The sequence below is a fragment of the Agromyces sp. LHK192 genome (assembly GCF_004006235.1).
GTDB lineage: Bacteria > Actinomycetota > Actinomycetes > Actinomycetales > Microbacteriaceae > Agromyces.
Map to the genome: position 1 here is coordinate 3941839 of NZ_CP034753.1, position 17674 is coordinate 3959512.

The following is a 17674-nucleotide window of genomic DNA, read 5'->3' on the forward strand; positions in this document are numbered from 1 at the left end:
TGACCCGACGTGTCGGCCTGCGTCGGGGCCGGGATGACGCCCCGGCACACCTCGCCTAGCTTCGGGGCATGACGATCAGCGAGACGACCGCGCGGCCCGGGGCATCCGCCCGGCCCGAAGGACGCGTGCGCGCGCCGCGGCCGTCCTCGAAGCCCAACGGGCAGTGGAAGGTCGACGGCACCGAACCGCTCAACGCGAACGAGGAGTGGAAGCAGCAGGACGGCGGACTGTCGGTGCGCGAGCGCATCGAGCAGACGTACGCCGCGGGCGGCTTCGCCTCGATCGATCCGACCGACCTGCACGGCCGCTTCCGCTGGTGGGGCCTGTACACGCAGCGCAAGCCCGGCATCGACGGCGGCCGCACCGCGACCCTCGAGCCGCACGAACTCGAGGACGAGTACTTCATGCTCCGGGTCCGCATCGACGGCGGGCAGCTCACGACCGAGCAGCTGCGCGTCATCGCCGGCATCTCGACCGAGTTCGGGCGCGACACCGCCGACCTCACCGACCGGCAGAACGTGCAGCTGCACTGGATCCGCGTCGAGGACGTGCCCGAGATCTGGCGCCGGCTCGAGGGCGTCGGACTCGAGACCACCGAGGCGTGCGGCGACGTGCCGCGCGTCGTGCTCGGCTCCCCCGTCGCTGGCATCGCCGCCGACGAGCTGATCGACCCGACCCCCGCGATCGACGAGATCACGAGCCGCTTCATCGGCGACGAGTCGCTCGCGAACCTGCCGCGCAAGTTCAAGTCCGCGATCACCGGGCACCCCAGCCAGGACGTCGTGCACGAGATCAACGACGTCGCCTTCGTCGCGGTCGAGCACCCGACGCTGGGGGTGGGCTACGACCTGTGGGTCGGCGGCGGCCTGTCGGTCGCGCCGCGCCTGGCCGAGCGCCTCGGCGTGTGGGTCGCACCCGACCGGGTCGCCGAGGCCTGGCACGGCGTCGCCCAGATCTTCCGCGACTACGGGTTCCGCCGGCTGCGCAACCGCGCGCGCCTGAAGTTCCTGCTCGCCGAGTGGGGGCCCGAGAAGTTCCGCGAGGTCCTCGAGACCGAGTACCTCGACTCGCCGCTGCCCGACGGCCCGTCGGCGCCGACGCCCTCGACCCCCGGCGACCACGTCGGCGTGCACCGGCAGAAGGACGGCCGGTTCTACGTCGGCGTCACGCCGATCGTCGGCCGCGTCTCGGGGCCGACCCTCGCGAAGCTCGCCGACGTGATCGAGGCGCACGGCTCGACCCGCCTGCGCACCACGCCGCACCAGAAGCTCGTCGTCCTCGACATCCCCGAGGAGCGCGTCGAGTCGCTCATCGCGGCGCTCGACGAACTGGGCCTCCAGTCTCGCCCGAGCCTCATCCGCCGCGGCACGATCGCGTGCACCGGCATCGAGTTCTGCAAGCTCGCGATCGTCGAGACGAAGGGCTACGCCACGCAGGCGGTGCTCGAGCTCGAGGAGCGCCTCGCCGACCTCGAGGCGGAGCTGCCGCACCCGATCTCGCTGCACGTCAACGGATGCCCCAACTCCTGCGCGCGCATCCAGACCGCCGACATCGGGCTCAAGGGCCAGCTCGTCACCATCGACGGCGAGCAGGTGCCGGGCTACCAGGTGCACCTCGGCGGCGGGCTCGCGTCCAAGGACCGCGACGAGGCCGGCCTCGGCCGCACCGTGCGCGGCCTCAAGGTCGCCGCCGACGGCATCGCGGACTACGCCGAGCGCGTCGTCCGACGCTTCATCGACGAGCGCGACGCCGCGGCCGACGAGACGTTCGCCCAGTGGGCGCACCGGGCCGACGAGGAGGCCTTGCAATGACGGTCAGCCTCGCCCCCCGCACCGCCGTCAAGCGCCCGGCCGACGAGCTCCGCGAGATCGCCGAACGCGGCGAGGCCGAGCTTCGCTCGCTCGCCGACGGCGAGGCATCCGCCTACGAGGTCGTCGCCTGGGTCGAGCGCAACTTCTCGTCGGATGCCGCGGCCGTCGCCTGCTCGATGGCGGATGCGGTGCTGCCGCACGTGGTCGCCCAGTCGCTGCCGGGTGTCGACGTGCTCTTCCTCGACACCGGATACCACTTCGCGAAGACGTACGAGACCCGCGAGCTCGTCGCCGACGCGCTCGACGTGCGCATCGTCGACGTGCTCCCCGACCAGACCGTCGCCGAGCAGGACGCCGAGTTCGGCGCGGAACTGTTCTCGCGCGACCCGAACCTGTGCTGCGCACGCCGCAAGGTCGCACCCCTGCAGGACGCGCTGTCGGGCTACGAGGTGTGGTTCACCGGCGTCCGCCGCGACGAGGCACCGACGCGCACGAACACGCCGCTGGTCACCTGGGACGACCGCAACGGGCTCGTGAAGGTCAACCCGCTCGCGGCCTGGCGCTTCGACGACCTCATCGACCACTCGGCAGCCTTCGGCGTGCCGGTGAACGACCTGCTCTCGCAGGGCTACCCGTCGATCGGGTGCGAGCCGTGCACGAAGCGGGTCGCCCCCGGCGAAGACCCCCGATCCGGCCGCTGGGCCGGGCTCTCCAAGACGGAATGCGGGTTGCACCTATGACGCACACGCTGCTCGACGGCGCCGTGACCACGGCGACCGGGCTCGACACGCTCGACCTCCTCGAGGCCGAGGCGATCCACATCATCCGCGAGGTCGTCGCCGAGTTCGAGCGGCCCGTCCTGCTGTTCTCGGGCGGCAAGGACTCGGTGGTCGTACTGCACCTCGCGACGAAGGCCTTCCGGCCGGGCCGCGTGCCGTTCCCCGTGCTGCACGTCGACACCGGCCACAACTTCCCCGAGGTGATCGCGTTCCGCGACGAGACCGTCGAACGCCTCGGCATCCGCCTCGAGGTCGCGTCGGTGCAGGACTACATCGACGACGGCCGCCTGCACGAGCGCGCCGACGGCACCCGCAACCCGCTCCAGACGCTGCCCCTGCTCGACGCGATCGCGGCCGGAAAGCACGACGCCGTGTTCGGCGGCGCCCGCCGCGACGAGGACAAGGCCCGCGCGAAGGAGCGCATCATCTCGCTGCGCGACGAGTTCGGGCAGTGGGACCCGCGCAACCAGCGGCCCGAGCTGTGGAGCCTGTACAACGGCCGGCACACGCCGGGCCAGCACGTCCGCGCGTTCCCGATCTCGAACTGGACCGAGCTCGACGTCTGGCGCTACATCGAGCGCGAGGGCATCGCGCTTCCGCCGCTCTACTACGCGCACGAGCGCGAGGTGTTCCGGCGCGACGGCATGTGTCGCGCGGTCGGCGACGTCTCGCTGCCCGAGCCCGGCGAGCAGGTCGAACGCCGGCTGGTGCGCTACCGCACCGTCGGCGACATGAGCTGCACCGGCGCCGTCGAGTCGGATGCCACGGAGGTCGCGGCCGTCGTGCGCGAGGTCGCCCGCACCACGGTGACCGAGCGCGGTGCCACCCGCGCCGACGACCGCCTCTCCGAGGCCGCCATGGAGGACCGCAAGAAGGACGGGTACTTCTGATGAGCACGCTGTTCCGCTTCGCGACCGCGGGTTCGGTCGACGACGGCAAGTCGACCCTGGTCGGCCGCCTGCTGCACGACTCGAAGGCGATCCTCGCCGACCAGCTCGAGCAGGTCGCGCGCACCTCGGTCGAGCGCGGCTTCGGCCAAGGCACAGGGTTCGACTTCGCGCTGCTCACCGACGGCCTGCGGGCCGAGCGGGAGCAGGGCATCACGATCGACGTCGCCTACCGCTACTTCTCGACGGGCGCGCGGAGCTTCATCCTCGCCGACTGCCCGGGGCACGTGCAGTACACGCGCAACATGGTCACGGGCGCGACGACGGCCGACGCCGTGGTCGTGCTCATCGACGGTCGCAACGGCGTGCTCGAGCAGACCCGGCGTCACCTCGCGGTGGTCGCGCTCCTGCGCGTGCCGCACGTCATCATCGCGGTCAACAAGATCGACCTGCTCGGCTACGACGAGGCCGCGTACGCCGCGGTCGACGCCGAGGTGCGGCGCGTCGCCGCCGAACTCGGGCTCGGCGAGGTGCACGTGCTGCCGGTCTCGGCGCTCGAGGGCGACAACGTCGTCGACCGTTCGGCCAACACACCCTGGTACGACGGCCCGGCGCTGCTCGAACTGCTGGAGTCTCTGCCCGCGCACGACGAACTCGAGACGGAGTACGACGAGTTCCGGCTGCCGGTGCAGTTGGTCATCCGCCCCCAGGGCGGGCTCGCGCCCGACCTCGCGGCCGACGCCGAGGCATCCGAGTCGCTGCGCGACTACCGCGGATTCGCGGGCCGCGTGGCCAGTGGACGCATCAGGGTCGGCGACCGCGTCTCGGTGTTCCCGTCGGGGATCGAGACCACCGTCGCAGGCATCGACATCGCCGGCGCACCCGCCGAGGAGGCCGTCGCGCCGCAGTCGGTGACGCTCCGGCTCGCCGACGACGTGGACGCCGCGCGCGGTGCGGTCATCGGCGGCGCCGGATCGCTGCCCGCCCCGAGCCGCGAGATCGACGCCGAACTCTTCCAGCTCGACGCCCGACCGCTCACGGGCGGATCGCGCGTGCTCGTCAAGCACGGCACCCAGGTCGTGCAGGCCCTCGTCTCCGAGGTGTCGAGCCGCCGCGACCTCGACACCCTCGCCCACGAGCCGGCCACCGTGCTCGAAGTCAACGACATCGGCCGGGTGACGCTGCGACTCGCGGCCGACCTGCCGCTCGAGCCGTACGAGGCGAACCGGTCCGCCGGGTCGTTCCTCGTCATCAACCCCGCGGACGGCGCCACGCTCGCCGCCGGGATCACCCACGCCTGAGGCATCCGCCTCACGCAACGGGCGCACCACCCGCACCACCCGCACCACCCGCACCACCCATCATCCGAACCGCATCAGAGGAGGCGACACCGTGAACCACAAGGCCAGCAAGACCGTCCTGACCATCACCGCACTTGGAGCCGCCGCCATGATGCTGGCCGGATGCGCGACGGGAGGTGCCCAGGCGGAAGCGGGCTCCGGCGAGGCGAAGACGTCGCCCGCCGAGGAGCTGCGCCTGGGCTACTTCGCGAACGTCACGCACGCGCCCGCGCTCGTCGGCCTCGAAGAGGGCCTGTTCGCCGACGCGCTCGGCGACACCGAGATCACGACCCAGGTGTTCAACGCCGGGCCGGCCGCCATCGAGGCGCTCTCGGCAGGCGCGATCGACGCGACCTACATCGGGCCGAACCCGTCGATCAACACGTTCATCCAGTCGGGCGGCGAGTCCGCCAACATCGTGGCGGGCGCCGCCACCGGCGGCGCCGCGCTCGTCGTGCGCGAGGGCATCGAATCGGTCGACGACCTCGAGGGCACCACGATCGCGACGCCGCAGCTCGGCAACACGCAGGATGTCGCGCTGCGCAGCTGGCTCGCCGACGAGGGCTACGAGACCGATGTGCAGGGCGGCGGCGACGTGCAGATCACGCCGATCGAGAACGCGCAGACGCTGACGCTGTTCCAGCAGGGGCAGATCGACGGCGCCTGGCTGCCCGAGCCGTGGGTCTCGCGTCTGGTCGAGGAGGCCGGTGCGAGCGTGCTGGTCGACGAGGCCGACCTCTGGGAGGACGGTGCGTTCCCGACGACCGTGCTGCTGGTCCGCCAGGACTTCCTGAAGGAGCACCCCGAGACCGTCGAGGCACTGCTCCAGGGCCACATCGCCGCCGTGGAGTGGATCGAGGAGAACGCCGACGAGGCGCCGGCCACGATCAACGCCGCGATCGAGGAGCAGACCGGCAAGCCCCTCGTCGACGCCGTGATCACGCGGGCCCTCGAGCACGTCACGTTCTCGGTCGACCCGGTCGCCGGCGCGTTCGAAACGCTCGTGGCCAACGGCCTCGAGGCGGGCACGCAGAAGGACGGCTCGATCGAGGGCCTCTTCGACCTGCGTCTGCTCAACGGCCTGCTCGAGGAGGCCGGCGCCGAACCGGTCACCGCCGCGGGCCTCGGCGAGGAGTAGGAGCCGACATGACCAGCCGCACCCCGACGATCCGGATCGAGCACGTGGGCAAGCGCTTCGGCACCGGCCCCGTCGTGCTCGACGACGTGAACCTCGACATCGCACCCGGCGAGTTCGTGTGCCTGCTCGGGGCGTCGGGGTGCGGCAAGTCGACCCTGCTCAACCTCATCGCGGGACTCGACCGGCCGACCTCGGGCACGATCGAGACCCCCGAGGCCGGCTCGGCTGTGATGTTCCAGGAGTCGGCGCTCATGCCGTGGCTGACGGCGAGCCGCAACGTCGAACTCGCGCTCCAGCTCCGCGGGGTGGGGCGTCGCGAGCGGCGGGCGCAGGCGATCGAACTGCTCGACGTCGTCAACCTCGCCGACGCCGCCGACAAGCGGCCGCACGAGCTCTCGGGCGGCATGCGGCAGCGGGTCGCGCTGGCCCGCGCGCTCGCGCAGGACCGCCCCGTCCTCCTCATGGACGAGCCGTTCGCCGCGCTCGACGCGATCACCCGCGACCTCCTGCACGAGGAGCTCGAGCGCGTCTGGAGGCAGACGGGCCGCACCATCGTCTTCGTCACACACAATGTCCGCGAAGCAGCGCGGCTGGGGCAGCGCGTCGTCCTCCTGTCGAGCCGCCCCGGCCGTGTCGCGGGCGAGTGGCGGATCGCCGAGACCGAGGGCCGCCGCATCGAATCGCCCGAGGTCGCAGCCCTCTCGATCGAGATCACCGAACGACTGCGGAAGGAGATCCGCCGAAATGCCGCGTGAAGACCTCCTCATCGATCCGGGGCTCGACACGGCTCCCGCTCAGCCCGCCCGGCTCGCCGGCAGCCATGACGACCTCCGCTCGCTGGAGGCCGGCCTGGACCGCCTGCAGACCGACGTCGGGCACCGCGTGGGCGTCTGGCGCCGGTTCACGACCAGCGTGCTGCCGCCCATCGTCTTCGTCGTCGCGCTCATCGCGGCGTGGCAGCTCTACATCGTGATCGCGCAGCCCCGCCCCGACCTCGTCCCCGGCCCGCTCGACGTGGCCGCGGCCATCGGCAGCGCCTGGGAGTCGGGCCGGCTGCAGCTGGCGGTCGCCACGAGCCTGGAGCGGGGCATCCTCGGATTCCTCATCGCGATCGCCGTGGGCACGCCGCTGGGGCTCCTCCTCGCCGAGGTCAAGCCGATCCGCCGCGCGGTCGGCCCGATCATCTCGGGCCTGCAGGTGCTGCCGTCGGTCGCCTGGGTCCCGGCCGCGATCATCTGGTTCGGGCTGACGGATGCCACCGTCTACTTCGTGATCCTCATGGGCGCGATCCCCTCGATCGTGAACGGCCTGATCGCGGGCATCGATCAGGTGCCCCCGCAGTTGCGCCGCGTCGGCACGGTGCTCGGCGCCGGTCGCGTCCGCCTGCCGCTGCTCATCGTGCTGCCGGCCGCGCTGCCCGGCTACATCGCCGGACTCAAGCAGGGCTGGGCGTTCTCGTGGCGCTCGCTCATGGCCGCCGAGATCATCGCCACCGGCGGCGCGATCGGGTTCGGCGTCGGTGCGATGCTGCAGCAGAGCCGCGAGCTCGCCGACCTCGCCGGCGTGCTCGCCACGATCCTCGTGATCCTCTCGATCGGCATCCTCATCGAACTCGTCTTCTTCGCCCCGCTCGAGCGTCGGATGCTCCGCCGCCGCGGCCTGCTGCAGGACGGTGCGCGATGAGCGGGTCTCGATACGGCGCCGGGGCGCCTACTCGACCACCGGGCACCGGCAGCGGGTCGGTCGCGCTCGGCAGCGTCGCGCTCGTCGGCGCGGGCCCCGGCGACGCCGGCCTGCTGACCATCCGCGGCCTGCGCGCCCTCGAGTCCGCCGACGTGATCGTCGCCGACCGGCTCGGCGCCCGCCAGGTGCTCGACCAGCTCGCGGCCGAGGGCGTCGAGCTCGCCGCCGAGGTCGTCGACGTCGGCAAGCAGCCCGGCCACCACGCGGTGCCGCAGGACGCGATCAACGCCCTGCTCGTCTCGCTCGCCCGCGACGGCAAGCGCGTCGTGCGACTCAAGGGCGGCGACCCGTACGTCTTCGGCCGCGGCGGGGAGGAGCTCGAGGCGTGCCGCGACGCCGGCGTGCCGTGCGAGGTCGTGCCCGGCATCACGAGCGCGATCTCGGTCCCGCAGATCGCCGGCATCCCGTTGACCCACCGGGGTCTCGCGACCGCGTTCACGGTGGCGACCGCGCACGACCAGATCGCCGAGCTCGGCGGCGGACGCGACCACACGGTCGTCCTCCTCATGGGCATCGGCACGCTCGCGAACTCCGCGATCACCCTCGCCCGCGGCGAACGTGGCAGCGAATGCCCAGTCGCGATCGTCGAAGATGGATACGGGCCGAGGCAGCGCGTGACGATCGGGACGCTCGAGACGATCGCGGTGCAGGCCGCGCGTCGGGGCATCCGCTCGCCCGCCGTCGTGGTCGTCGGCGACGTCGTCACCCTCAGCCCCTATGCGCCCGAAGCGCTTCGCACACGAAAGGCAACCCAGCTGTGACCCTCAACCTCCGCGTCGCCATCATCGGCGCCGGCCCGGCCGGCATCTACGCCGGGAACATCCTGAACAACTCCGTGCGCGCCGAGGGCGGCGAGGTGTCGATCGACCTGTACGAGTCGCTGCCCGCGCCGTACGGCCTGATCCGGTACGGCGTGGCGCCCGACCACCCCCGCATCAAGGGCATCGTCAACTCGCTGCACGAGATGCTCGACGCGGGCACGATCCGGCTGATCGCGAACGTCGAGGTCGGCCGCGACATCGCCGTCGACGAGCTGCAGGAGCACTACGACGCGGTGATCTTCGCGACCGGCGCCGTGCGCGACGCCCCGCTCGACATCCCCGGCATCGACCTGCACGGTTCGTACGGCGCGGCCGACTTCGTCAGCTGGTACGACGGGCACCCCGACGTGCCGCGCACCTGGCCGCTCGAGGCGAAGGAGATCGCGGTCATCGGCAACGGCAACGTCGCGCTCGACGTGGCCCGCGTGCTCGCGAAGCACCCGGTCGACCTGCGCTCGACCGACGTGCCGGCCAATGTCTACGCAGGCCTCGAGGCCTCGCCGGTCACCGACGTGCACGTCTTCGGCCGCCGCGGACCCGCCGACGTGAAGTTCACGCCGATCGAGCTGCGCGAGCTCGGCGAGGTGCCGAACGTCGACATCGTCGTCTCCGACGAGGACTTCCTCGCGCTCGACGCCACGCAGGCGCCGAACAACCAGGTGAAGATCATGCTGCGCACGCTCGAGTCGTGGCGCACGCGCCAGTCGACCGGGGCGACCCGCCGCCTGCACCTGCACTTCTACCACTCGCCGGTCGAGGTGCTCGGCACCGACCGCGTCGAGGGCGTGCGGTTCCAGCGCAACGAGCCGGTGCCCGGCGGCGCGTGGGGCGAGGTGCGGGCGACCGACGACTTCCGCGAGTACCCGGCGCAGGCCGTGTACCGCGCGGTCGGCTACTTCGGGTCGCCGATCGTCGACGTGCCCTTCGACGAGGCGCGCGGCGTGATCACGAACGCGGGCGGCCGCGTGCTCGGCGAGGACGGCGCTCCGCTCCAGGGCCTCTACGCGACCGGCTGGATCAAGCGCGGCCCCGTCGGCCTCATCGGCCACACCAAGAGCGACGCGATGGAGACCATCGAGCACCTGGTGGCGGATGCCTCGTCGGGCGCCCTGCGCGCACCGGTCGTCACCGACCGCGAGGCGGTGTTCGCGATCCTCGACGAGCGCGAGGTCGAGTACTCGACGTGGGACGGCTGGCTCGCGCTCGACGCGCACGAGCGCTCGCTCGGCGAGACCGACGAGTTCCCCCGTGAGCGCGTCAAGGTCGTGCCCCGCGAGGAGCAGGTCTCGCTCTCGCGGGCGGCATCCGTCACCGCGGGCTGACGCGGGTTCACGCTCGCACCCTCCCCGGTTTCAGGCTTTCGGAGGCTGGTCAGGACGGAATCGACGATTCGGTCCTGACCAGCCTTCGTCGTCCTGAATCCGGCTCCGGGCGCGCCGTCACCGCCGACCGACGGTGAGCCGATCGACCCAGATGAGGTTGCCGCCCGTGTTCGGGTTCAGCCGAACGGTGACGTCCGACCGCGCGCCGAGCCGGGCGTCGAACGTCACGGTCGCGTACTCGCCCGCGGGCAGCTTCGGCACGACGACCGGGGTCGCGATCTCAACACCGTCGACGAGCACGCTGAACGTGGCATCCGACTGCTCGAATCCGTCGCGCAACGAGTTCAGCTCGACGGTCACGGCGCGGCCGGGGCCGACGTCCTCGAACCGGAGCTCAGGCGCGCTCGAACCGCCGTCGCCGAAGTTCATCAGCATGACCTCGCGACCGTTGGATGCCGCGGCGGCGACCTGCGGGAGACCGCCGAGTCCGCAGCAGTCCTGCCAGGTCGAGGCCTCGGCGTACTCGGCCTCGAAGACGCCACGCCCCTGCGAGAAGTCGGGCGCGGTGAATTCCCGTGCACGCTCGCGCGAGGTCGTCCACACCGCCCGATCGCGCAGTTCCGCGGCGACCCGCTCCAGGATCACGGGATCCGCCTGCAGGCGGCTGTCGCCCCAGTACCCGGCGTTGCACGCCCCGGGCCCCGTGCACGCCCAGTTGCCCTGGGAGTCCCAGTCCGTGTTGATGTACGTGAAGGACCGCACCACGTCGCGGTTGGCGCGAACGAAGTCGAACGTCGGCGCGAACCATTCCGCCCACACCTGGTCGGTCGTGACCGGGGTGCGCTGCGCGTACGGCGCCGGCGACCCGTTCGCGAACACGCACGAGACGGTGTGCTCGCCGAGGTCGTAGCCCTGGGGTGCCGCCTCGGCGACGATCACGGGCTTGCGGTGCTCGCGGGCGAAGTCGAGCAGCGACTCGGCGACCCGCTGCGACGGCACCATGAGCGTGTCGGGTGCGCCGACCGGTCCGCGGTCGCACGACCACGGTCGGCCGGGATCCGTCGCGGATTCCGCGGCGAACCGGGAGACGCCCATCCAGTCGACGGCGTCGTCGCCCGGATACCAGCGGTTCCAGTGCGCCTCCGCGTCGCCGGCGAGCACCGCGTCGGCGGCCCCGTACGCGTCGGCGCCGACCACGGCCTTGTCGGGGATCGCCGCTCCCCACGCAGCCGTCTGCCAGACGGTCGCGACGCGCTTCGCGCGCAGTGCGTCGATGCGCCCGGCGATGTGCCGGAACGCGGCCTTGTACGCCTCGGGTTCGTAGTTGTTCCAGTGCCCGTCGAACTCGTATCCGACCTTGAGGAACACCTCGCGCTTCGTGGCATCCGCGTACCGGATCAGCTCGTCGACCCAGCCGCGATACCAGGCGACCACCGCGGGGTCCACCGACGGGTCGCCCGCGATCGCCCGGAGCCCGAGGTTGCGGCCGTCGCTCGCGAGGTCCTGCGAGTAGTCGATGAGTTCGAGGCCGATGGTGAGCTTGCCGGGATGCTCCGAGAGGACCTCCTCGAAGTCGGTCCGGCCGACGCGGTAGTCGACGGGGCTCCACAGGCCGTTCAGGGGCGTGATGCCGTTGATGCTCGCGAACAGCGACACCCCGGCCGGCTGCGGGAAGGCGCCGTCGTCGATCGCCTGCTCGTGGAAGTCGTGCAGCGTGCCGCCGTCCTGGCCGAGGATGAAGTCGACCTTGCCGTCGGCGGGCAGGTTCACGGCACCGCGGAGCGGGTCGCGCCCGGGCGGGCCGTGGCGGTCGGACGAGTCGCCGCCGGACACGGCGATTCCGGACGGGGCGATGCCCGGGGCGGCGGCGCCTGCGGCGACGGTCGTCGCAGCCGCGGGGACCGCGGCCGACCCGACGAGCGCGAGGGCGGCGAGCGCCCCGATGGCGATGGTGGAACGAAGCGGCATTGCTCCTCCTGACGGTTCGCCCGATCCGGACGGGACGGGCGGGGTGAGCCCGTCCGGACCGGACGGGCGGGGTGGCGCCGAGCCGGAACCGGCGCGACGGGAAGGTTCCGGATCAGCCCCGGGCGACGACGGCGCGGGAGATCCGCTCGTCGTCCACGCCGATCCGGTGCACGGGGCCGACGAGCTCCACCCCGGCCACGCTCGCCCGGTCGATGCACGAGGCACCCGTGAACAGGGTCACCGCGCCCGGTTCGACCACGCGGTCGTACGAGGCATCCGTGAACGCGATGCGGGTCGTCGGCACGCGGAACGCGACCGTGGCGCACTCGCCCGGCGCGAGTTCGACGCGCTCGAAGGCGACCAGTTGCGCGAGCGGGCGCGTGACCGAGGCGTACTCGTCGCGGGCGTAGAGCTGCACGACGTCGGCGCCGGCCCGATCGCCGGTGTTCGCGACCGAGACGACGACCTCGAACCAGCCGTCGGTGCGCACCTCCGCGACGGCGGATTCGATCGTGCGCTCGAACGACGTGAACGACAGGCCGAAGCCGAACGGGAGGACCGGTGAGTTGTCCACGTTCGTGACCTTCGTCGGCGCCCCGAGCGTCGGGTGCAGGTACGAGAACGGTTGGGCGCCCGCCGACCGCGGAAGCGTGACCGGCAGTCGACCCGACGGGTTCACCGTGCCGTCGAGCACCCGGGCGATCGCGGGGCCGCCCTCCTCTCCCGGGAAGAACGCCTGCACCACGGCGGCGCACCGGTCGAGCGCCCAGTCGAGCACGTACGGCCGACCGGTGACGAGCACCAGGACGACCGGCGTGCCGGTCGCGAGGATCCGCTCGACGAGTTCGCGCTGCACGCCGGGCAGTTCGAGGTCGTCGCGATCGCATCCCTCGCCGACGGTGCCGCGGCCGAACAGCCCGGCCTGGTCGCCCACCACGACGACGGCCACGTCGGATGCCTCGGCGACCGCGGCGGCCTCGTCGAAGCCGTCGCGATCGTCGTCGTCGACCGCGCACCCCCGGGCGTACGAGACGGACGCCCCGCTCGCGCGCAGCGCATCGAGCACGGTCGGCACCTCGATGCCGAGCCCGTGGTCGGGGTGGTGGCCGAGCACGTGGTTCACGAACGAGTAGCAGCCGAACAGCGCCTGCGCGCGGTCGGCGTTGGGGCCGACCACGGCGAGGCGGGCGCCGGGCCGCAGCGGCAGGACGCCGTCGTTGGCGAGGAGCACGACGGACTCCTCGGCCAGCCGCCGTGCGATGGCCCGGTGCTCGGGCCGGTCGAGGTCGATGCCGCCCGCCGCCGTGCCGCCCGCTGCCGTGCCGCGCGCCGCCGTGCCGCGCGCCGCCGTGCCGACGCCGACCGCGCCGACCGGCGCCTCGAACGTCTCGTCGAGCAGTCCCAGCGCCTCCTTCTCCGCGAGCACCCGCAACACCGCCCGATCGACGATCGACTCGTCGACCCGGCCGTCGCGGACGCGCTCGGCGAGCGGTGCGAGGTACGCATCGCCGGTCGGCAGTTCGACGTCGACGCCTGCGGCGAGCGCGAGCGCCGCCGCCTCGCCGAGGTCGGCGCCGACCTGGTGCAGGGTGTGCAGGAACGCGACGCCGAAGTAGTCGGCGACGACCGTGCCGTCGAAGCCCCAGCGGTCCCGCAGCACGCCGGTGAGCAGCGACGGGTCGGCGGCGACGGGCACCCCGTCGATCTCGGCGTACGAGTGCATGACGCTGCGCGCGCCCGCGTCGCGGACCGCCATCTCGAAGGGCGGCAGCAACACGTCGGCCACCTCGCGAGGGCCGGCCGACACCGGTGCGAGGTTGCGTCCGGCGCGCGATGCCGAGTAGCCGACGAAGTGCTTGAGGGTCGCGATGACGCCTGCGGACTGCACGCCGCGGACGAACGCGCTGCCGAGCACGCCGACCGTGTACGGGTCCTCGGCGATGCACTCCTCGACGCGCCCCCACCGCGGATCGCGGATCACGTCGAGCACGGGCGCGAGGCCCTGGTGCACGCCGATCGACCGCATCGACTCGCCGATCGCACGGCCCATCTCCTCGACGAGGCCGGGATCGAACGCGGCGCCCCACGCGAGCGGCGCCGGATACGTGGTCGCCTGCCAGGCCGTCAGGCCGGTCAGGATCTCCTCGTGGGCGATGGCCGGGATGCCCAGGCGCGTCTGCGTCACGAGGTACCGCTGGAAGCGCCGCAACCACTCGGCGCGTTCGGCCGGGTCGACGGGCTTGGTCCCGAAGGCGCGCGTGACGTGACCGAGGCCGTTCCGGGCGAACTCCTCGAGCGCGGCATCCGACTCGGGCATCTCGTCCTGCATCGGCGCCACGACGGCGCCGCCCTCGTCGACCCAGAAGCCGACCAGCTGGGCGAGCTTCTCGTCGAGGGTCATCCGGTCGAGCAGCTCGACGACGCGGGCGGACGGAGCGGATGCCCCGGGCGTCGCGCCGAGGGCGGCTCGGGGGTCGGCGTGCGGTGCGGTGGGGTGGATCGTCACGACTTGAGGGCGCCTTCCATGATTCCCCCGACGATCTGCTTGCCGAGGAGGACGAAGATGAGGAGCAGCGGGATGGTCGCGAGCACCGTGCCGGCCATCTGCACGCCGTAGTCGGTGACGTAGGCCTGCGACTGGAGCTGCCGGAGCGCGACCTGCACGGTGAAGGCGCCCGGGGTGTTCAGCACGATCAGCGGCCAGAAGAAGTCGTTCCACGCCGCCATGAACGCGAACAGCCCGAGGACGCTCGCCGCGGGGCGGATCGACGGCAGCGCGATCGACCAGAAGGTGCGGAAGCTGCCGGCGCCGTCGATGCGGGCGGCGTCGACGAGCTCGTCGGGCAGGGAGTTGTCGATGGCCTGGCGCATCCAGAACACCCCGAACGCGGTGACCAGGCCCGGCACGATGAGGGCCTTCAGGTCGTTCACCCAGCCGAGCTGGGTGACGATCATGAACTGCGGGACGACGGCGAGCTGCAGCGGCACCGTCATGGTGCCGACGACGAGCACGAGCAACGCGTTGCGTCCGGGGAACCGGAGCTTCGCGAAGGCGAACCCGGCGAGGGCCGACAGCAGCACCTGGCCGATCGCGATGGCGGCCGAGACGATGAAGCTGTTCCAGAGGTTCAGCCCGAAGGGCACGGCCTCGAACACCTGGGCCGCGTTGGCGAAGAACTGGTCGCCCGGCACCAGCACGGGCGGCACCCGGTTCACGCTCGACGAGTCGTTCGACGCGACGACGAACATCCAGTAGAGCGGGAACAGCGAGCAGACCGTCGTCACCCCGAGCACGAGGTAGGTGAACCAGCCGACGCGGCCGGGGGCGCCGCGACGCCGGCGGGCGCGTGACGCGCGATGGGGCCGGCCTCCGTCGCCGTCGGCGGCGGCGAGGGCGGAGGGGATGTCCCGGGAGACGGTCTCCGCGAGGCTCGTGGTCGTCATCGGGCGACCTCCTTCCTGGTGGTGCTGCGGCGCTCGGCGGTGCTGCGGCGCTCGATGGGGCCGCGACGCGATCGGATGCCGCGGAGCGGGGCCGGCCGCGCGTCCTCGGACGCGATCCGGCTCGAGAGCCCGAGGTTCACGACGGTCAGCACGACGATGATGAGGAACAACGCCCACGCGATCGCCGAGCCGTAGCCGAAGTCGAGGTTGCGGAAGCCCTGCTCGTAGAGGAACAGCGCGAGCGTCTGGTACTGGCGGGACTGGCCGCCCGTGACGCCGCCCTGGCCGCCGAAGATCAGCGGCTCGGCGAAGACCTGCAGGCCGCCGATGGTCGACACGATGGCGGTGAAGATGATGGTCGGGCGCACCTGGGGGATCGTGACCGAGAAGAACTGGCGGATGCGGCCGGCGCCGTCGATCTCCGCGCTCTCGTACAGCGACCGGGGGATGGACTGCATCGCCGCGAGGTAGATGAGCGCGTTGTAGCCGGTCCAGCGCCACATGATCATCGTCGAGATCGCGACCTGCCCGGCGAACGTCTCACGGACCCAGTCGATGCGATCGCCGCCGAAGAACTCGATGACGGTGTTGACCATGCCGTAGTCGCGGCCGAACAGCTGCGTGAACACGATGCCGACGGCGAGCACCGAGGTGATGTTCGGCACGAGCACCGCCATGCGGAATCCGGTCTTGAACCGCAGGAGCGCCTGGTTGAGCACCGCCGCGAGCACCAGCGCGAATGCCAGCTGCGGCACGGTCGAGAGGAACCAGATGCTCAGCGTGTTGCCCGCCGCGTTCCAGAACCGCGGGTCGGCGACGAGGAACGCGTAGTTATCGAGCCCGATGAAGGTCTTCTCGCCGATGGGGTTCCACTCGAACAGCGAGATGAACGCCGTGTAGGCGAGCGGGAACAGCCCGAACAGGCCGAAGACGATGAAGAACGGGGCGATGTACAGGTAGGGGACGATCGGGATGCGGCGCTTGGTGCGCTGCCGGGGATCGGCGATGGTGGCCACGGTGCCTCCGGTCGGTGACGGGGCGGGGCCGGCGCGCTGGGGGATCGCGCCGGCCCCGCAGGGTGGTGCTACTTGGAGGACAGCTCGAGCTCGATGGCGGCCATCGTCGAGTCCCACGCCTCGTCGGGCGTCTCCTCGCCGCTCTCGACACGGTCGATGCCCAGGCCGAACTCGCGCAGGATCGCGCGCTCCTTCGGCCCCTCGTAGACCGGCTTCAGGGCGAGCACGCTGTCGGAGTAGATCTGGCCGACCGGGGCGCCGGAGAAGAACTCGCTCGTGAACCCGGTGAGCGCCTCGTCGGTGAACAGCTCGGGCGTCGACGGGAAGTTGCCGAACTCCTGGAAGACCTCGAGCTGGTTCTCGGGGCTCAGGATGGTCGTCAACATGTCGTACGCGAGCTCGGGGTTCTTCGCGGCCTTGGGGATGGTCATCTGCGACCCGCCCCAGTTGCCGCCGCCCTCGGGCAGGGTGACGACGTTCCACTTCCCGGTCGTGTCGGGCGCCTGGCCCTGGATGTAGTTCATCATCCACGCCGGGGCGAGCTGCACGGCGTAGTCGCCGTTCGCCATCGCGGTGTTCCACTCGGGGCTGAAGGCGGCGAGGTTGGCCGAGATGTCCTTCGCGCTGGTGGCGAGGTCCCAGGCCTCCTGCACCTGGGGGTTGCTGTCGTAGACCAGCGTGTCCTCGTCGGCGTAGAACTTCTCCTCGCCCTGGTTGTACACCGTCTGGAAGAACAGGCCGGCGTCGTCGAGGAACGGCTTGCCGGTCGCGGCCTTGTACTGCTCGCCGACCGTGACGAAGTCCTCCCAGCTCGACCAGAGTCCCTCGACGCCGGCGCTGTCGCTCGGCAGGCCCGCGGCCTCGAAGAGGTCGGTGCGATAGGCGAGCGCGAGGCCGCCGACGTCGGTGGGCAGGCCGAAGACCTGGCCGTCGGGGCCGACGCCCTGCTCCCATCGCCAGTCGAGGAAATCGCCCTGCAGGTCGTCGTCGGCGCCGTAGTCGCGGAGGTCCACGAAGTAGGGGGCGCTGGGCTTGAACAGCGAGCTGTACCCGGTCTCGACGAGTGCGACGTCGGGCACCGAGCCGGATGCCAGGGCGGTGAGCAGCTGCTCGTGATGCGGGTCGAACTCGCTCGTCTTGATCTCGACGGTGTTGCCGGTCTCGTCGGCCCAGGCCTCCATGGAGTCCTCCAGGCCGGTGGCGCCGAACGTCCAGACCGTGAGCGTCTGCCCGCTGGGCAGTTCGCCGTCGGCCGAGCCGGATGCGTCGCCGCCGGACGGGGAGCATCCGGCGAGGAGTCCGACGGTGGCGGCGACCGCGAGGCCGACGACCGCGAGGCGTCGTGAAGTCATGTCTCTCTCCCTTGAGATGTATCGGGTGCTGTGACGACCGACGCGGGTGTCGC

Annotated in this window: 14 protein-coding genes; 9 read left to right on the forward strand and 5 right to left on the reverse strand. The window is 71.8% G+C overall.

All coding sequences use genetic code 11. The annotated features are described in order from the left end of the window. The first annotated feature begins 68 nt into the window (after positions 1–68). From ELQ40_RS17940 to ELQ40_RS17980, 9 genes are all read left to right on the forward strand, one after another. Positions 69–1811, forward strand: a complete 1743-nt coding sequence (locus tag ELQ40_RS17940) for a nitrite/sulfite reductase (RefSeq protein ID WP_127794916.1) — start codon at positions 69–71, stop codon at positions 1809–1811. Continuing rightward, positions 1808–2551 carry a phosphoadenylyl-sulfate reductase gene (locus tag ELQ40_RS17945; RefSeq protein WP_127794917.1) on the forward strand — a complete coding sequence of 248 codons (744 nt, stop codon included), beginning with the start codon at positions 1808–1810 and terminating at the stop codon, positions 2549–2551. Before ELQ40_RS17940 ends, ELQ40_RS17945 begins: the two co-directional genes overlap by 4 nt. After that, positions 2548–3480, forward strand: a complete 933-nt coding sequence (cysD, locus tag ELQ40_RS17950; RefSeq protein WP_127794918.1) for a sulfate adenylyltransferase subunit CysD — start codon at positions 2548–2550, stop codon at positions 3478–3480. Before ELQ40_RS17945 ends, cysD begins: the two co-directional genes overlap by 4 nt. Then, positions 3480–4778 carry a sulfate adenylyltransferase subunit 1 gene (locus ELQ40_RS17955; RefSeq protein WP_127794919.1) on the forward strand — a complete coding sequence of 433 codons (1299 nt, stop codon included), beginning with the start codon at positions 3480–3482 and terminating at the stop codon, positions 4776–4778. Before cysD ends, ELQ40_RS17955 begins: the two co-directional genes overlap by 1 nt. A 91-nt stretch (positions 4779–4869) precedes the next feature. Beyond that, complete coding sequence (locus ELQ40_RS17960; RefSeq protein WP_370296488.1) at positions 4870–5955, forward strand: ABC transporter substrate-binding protein; 1086 nt, start codon at positions 4870–4872, stop codon at positions 5953–5955. Between the two features lie 8 nt (positions 5956–5963). Then, positions 5964–6710: an ABC transporter ATP-binding protein gene (locus ELQ40_RS17965; protein WP_127794920.1), complete on the forward strand. Its 747-nt coding sequence runs from the start codon at positions 5964–5966 to the stop codon at positions 6708–6710. Continuing rightward, complete coding sequence (locus ELQ40_RS17970) at positions 6700–7638, forward strand: ABC transporter permease (RefSeq protein ID WP_127794921.1); 939 nt, start codon at positions 6700–6702, stop codon at positions 7636–7638. The genes ELQ40_RS17965 and ELQ40_RS17970 overlap by 11 nt, the downstream gene beginning before the upstream one ends. After that, positions 7635–8459: a uroporphyrinogen-III C-methyltransferase gene (gene cobA / locus ELQ40_RS17975; RefSeq protein WP_127794922.1), complete on the forward strand. Its 825-nt coding sequence runs from the start codon at positions 7635–7637 to the stop codon at positions 8457–8459. Before ELQ40_RS17970 ends, cobA begins: the two co-directional genes overlap by 4 nt. Next, positions 8456–9841 (forward strand): FAD-dependent oxidoreductase, encoded by a 1386-nt coding sequence (locus ELQ40_RS17980; RefSeq protein WP_127794923.1) that lies wholly within the window; start codon positions 8456–8458, stop codon positions 9839–9841. Before cobA ends, ELQ40_RS17980 begins: the two co-directional genes overlap by 4 nt. Before the next feature lie 117 nt (positions 9842–9958). Here the strand turns inward: ELQ40_RS17980 and ELQ40_RS17985 are convergent, their stop codons facing one another. The 5 genes from ELQ40_RS17985 to ELQ40_RS18005 all read right to left on the reverse strand — a co-directional run bounded on the left by ELQ40_RS17985 (position 9959) and on the right by ELQ40_RS18005 (position 17621). Further along, complete coding sequence (locus tag ELQ40_RS17985) at positions 9959–11809, reverse strand: hypothetical protein (protein WP_127794924.1); 1851 nt, start codon at positions 11807–11809, stop codon at positions 9959–9961. A gap of 112 nt (positions 11810–11921) precedes the next feature. Next, positions 11922–14315 carry a glycoside hydrolase family 3 N-terminal domain-containing protein gene (locus ELQ40_RS17990; RefSeq protein WP_370296491.1) on the reverse strand — a complete coding sequence of 798 codons (2394 nt, stop codon included), beginning with the start codon at positions 14313–14315 and terminating at the stop codon, positions 11922–11924. Further along, positions 14312–15253, reverse strand: a complete 942-nt coding sequence (locus ELQ40_RS17995) for a carbohydrate ABC transporter permease (RefSeq protein ID WP_127794925.1) — start codon at positions 15251–15253, stop codon at positions 14312–14314. The genes ELQ40_RS17990 and ELQ40_RS17995 overlap by 4 nt, the downstream gene beginning before the upstream one ends. Beyond that, positions 15250–16269 (reverse strand): carbohydrate ABC transporter permease, encoded by a 1020-nt coding sequence (locus ELQ40_RS18000; RefSeq protein ID WP_240665859.1) that lies wholly within the window; start codon positions 16267–16269, stop codon positions 15250–15252. The genes ELQ40_RS17995 and ELQ40_RS18000 overlap by 4 nt, the downstream gene beginning before the upstream one ends. A 68-nt stretch (positions 16270–16337) precedes the next feature. After that, complete coding sequence (locus tag ELQ40_RS18005) at positions 16338–17621, reverse strand: ABC transporter substrate-binding protein (RefSeq protein WP_127794926.1); 1284 nt, start codon at positions 17619–17621, stop codon at positions 16338–16340. Positions 17622–17674: the final 53 nt, after the last annotated feature.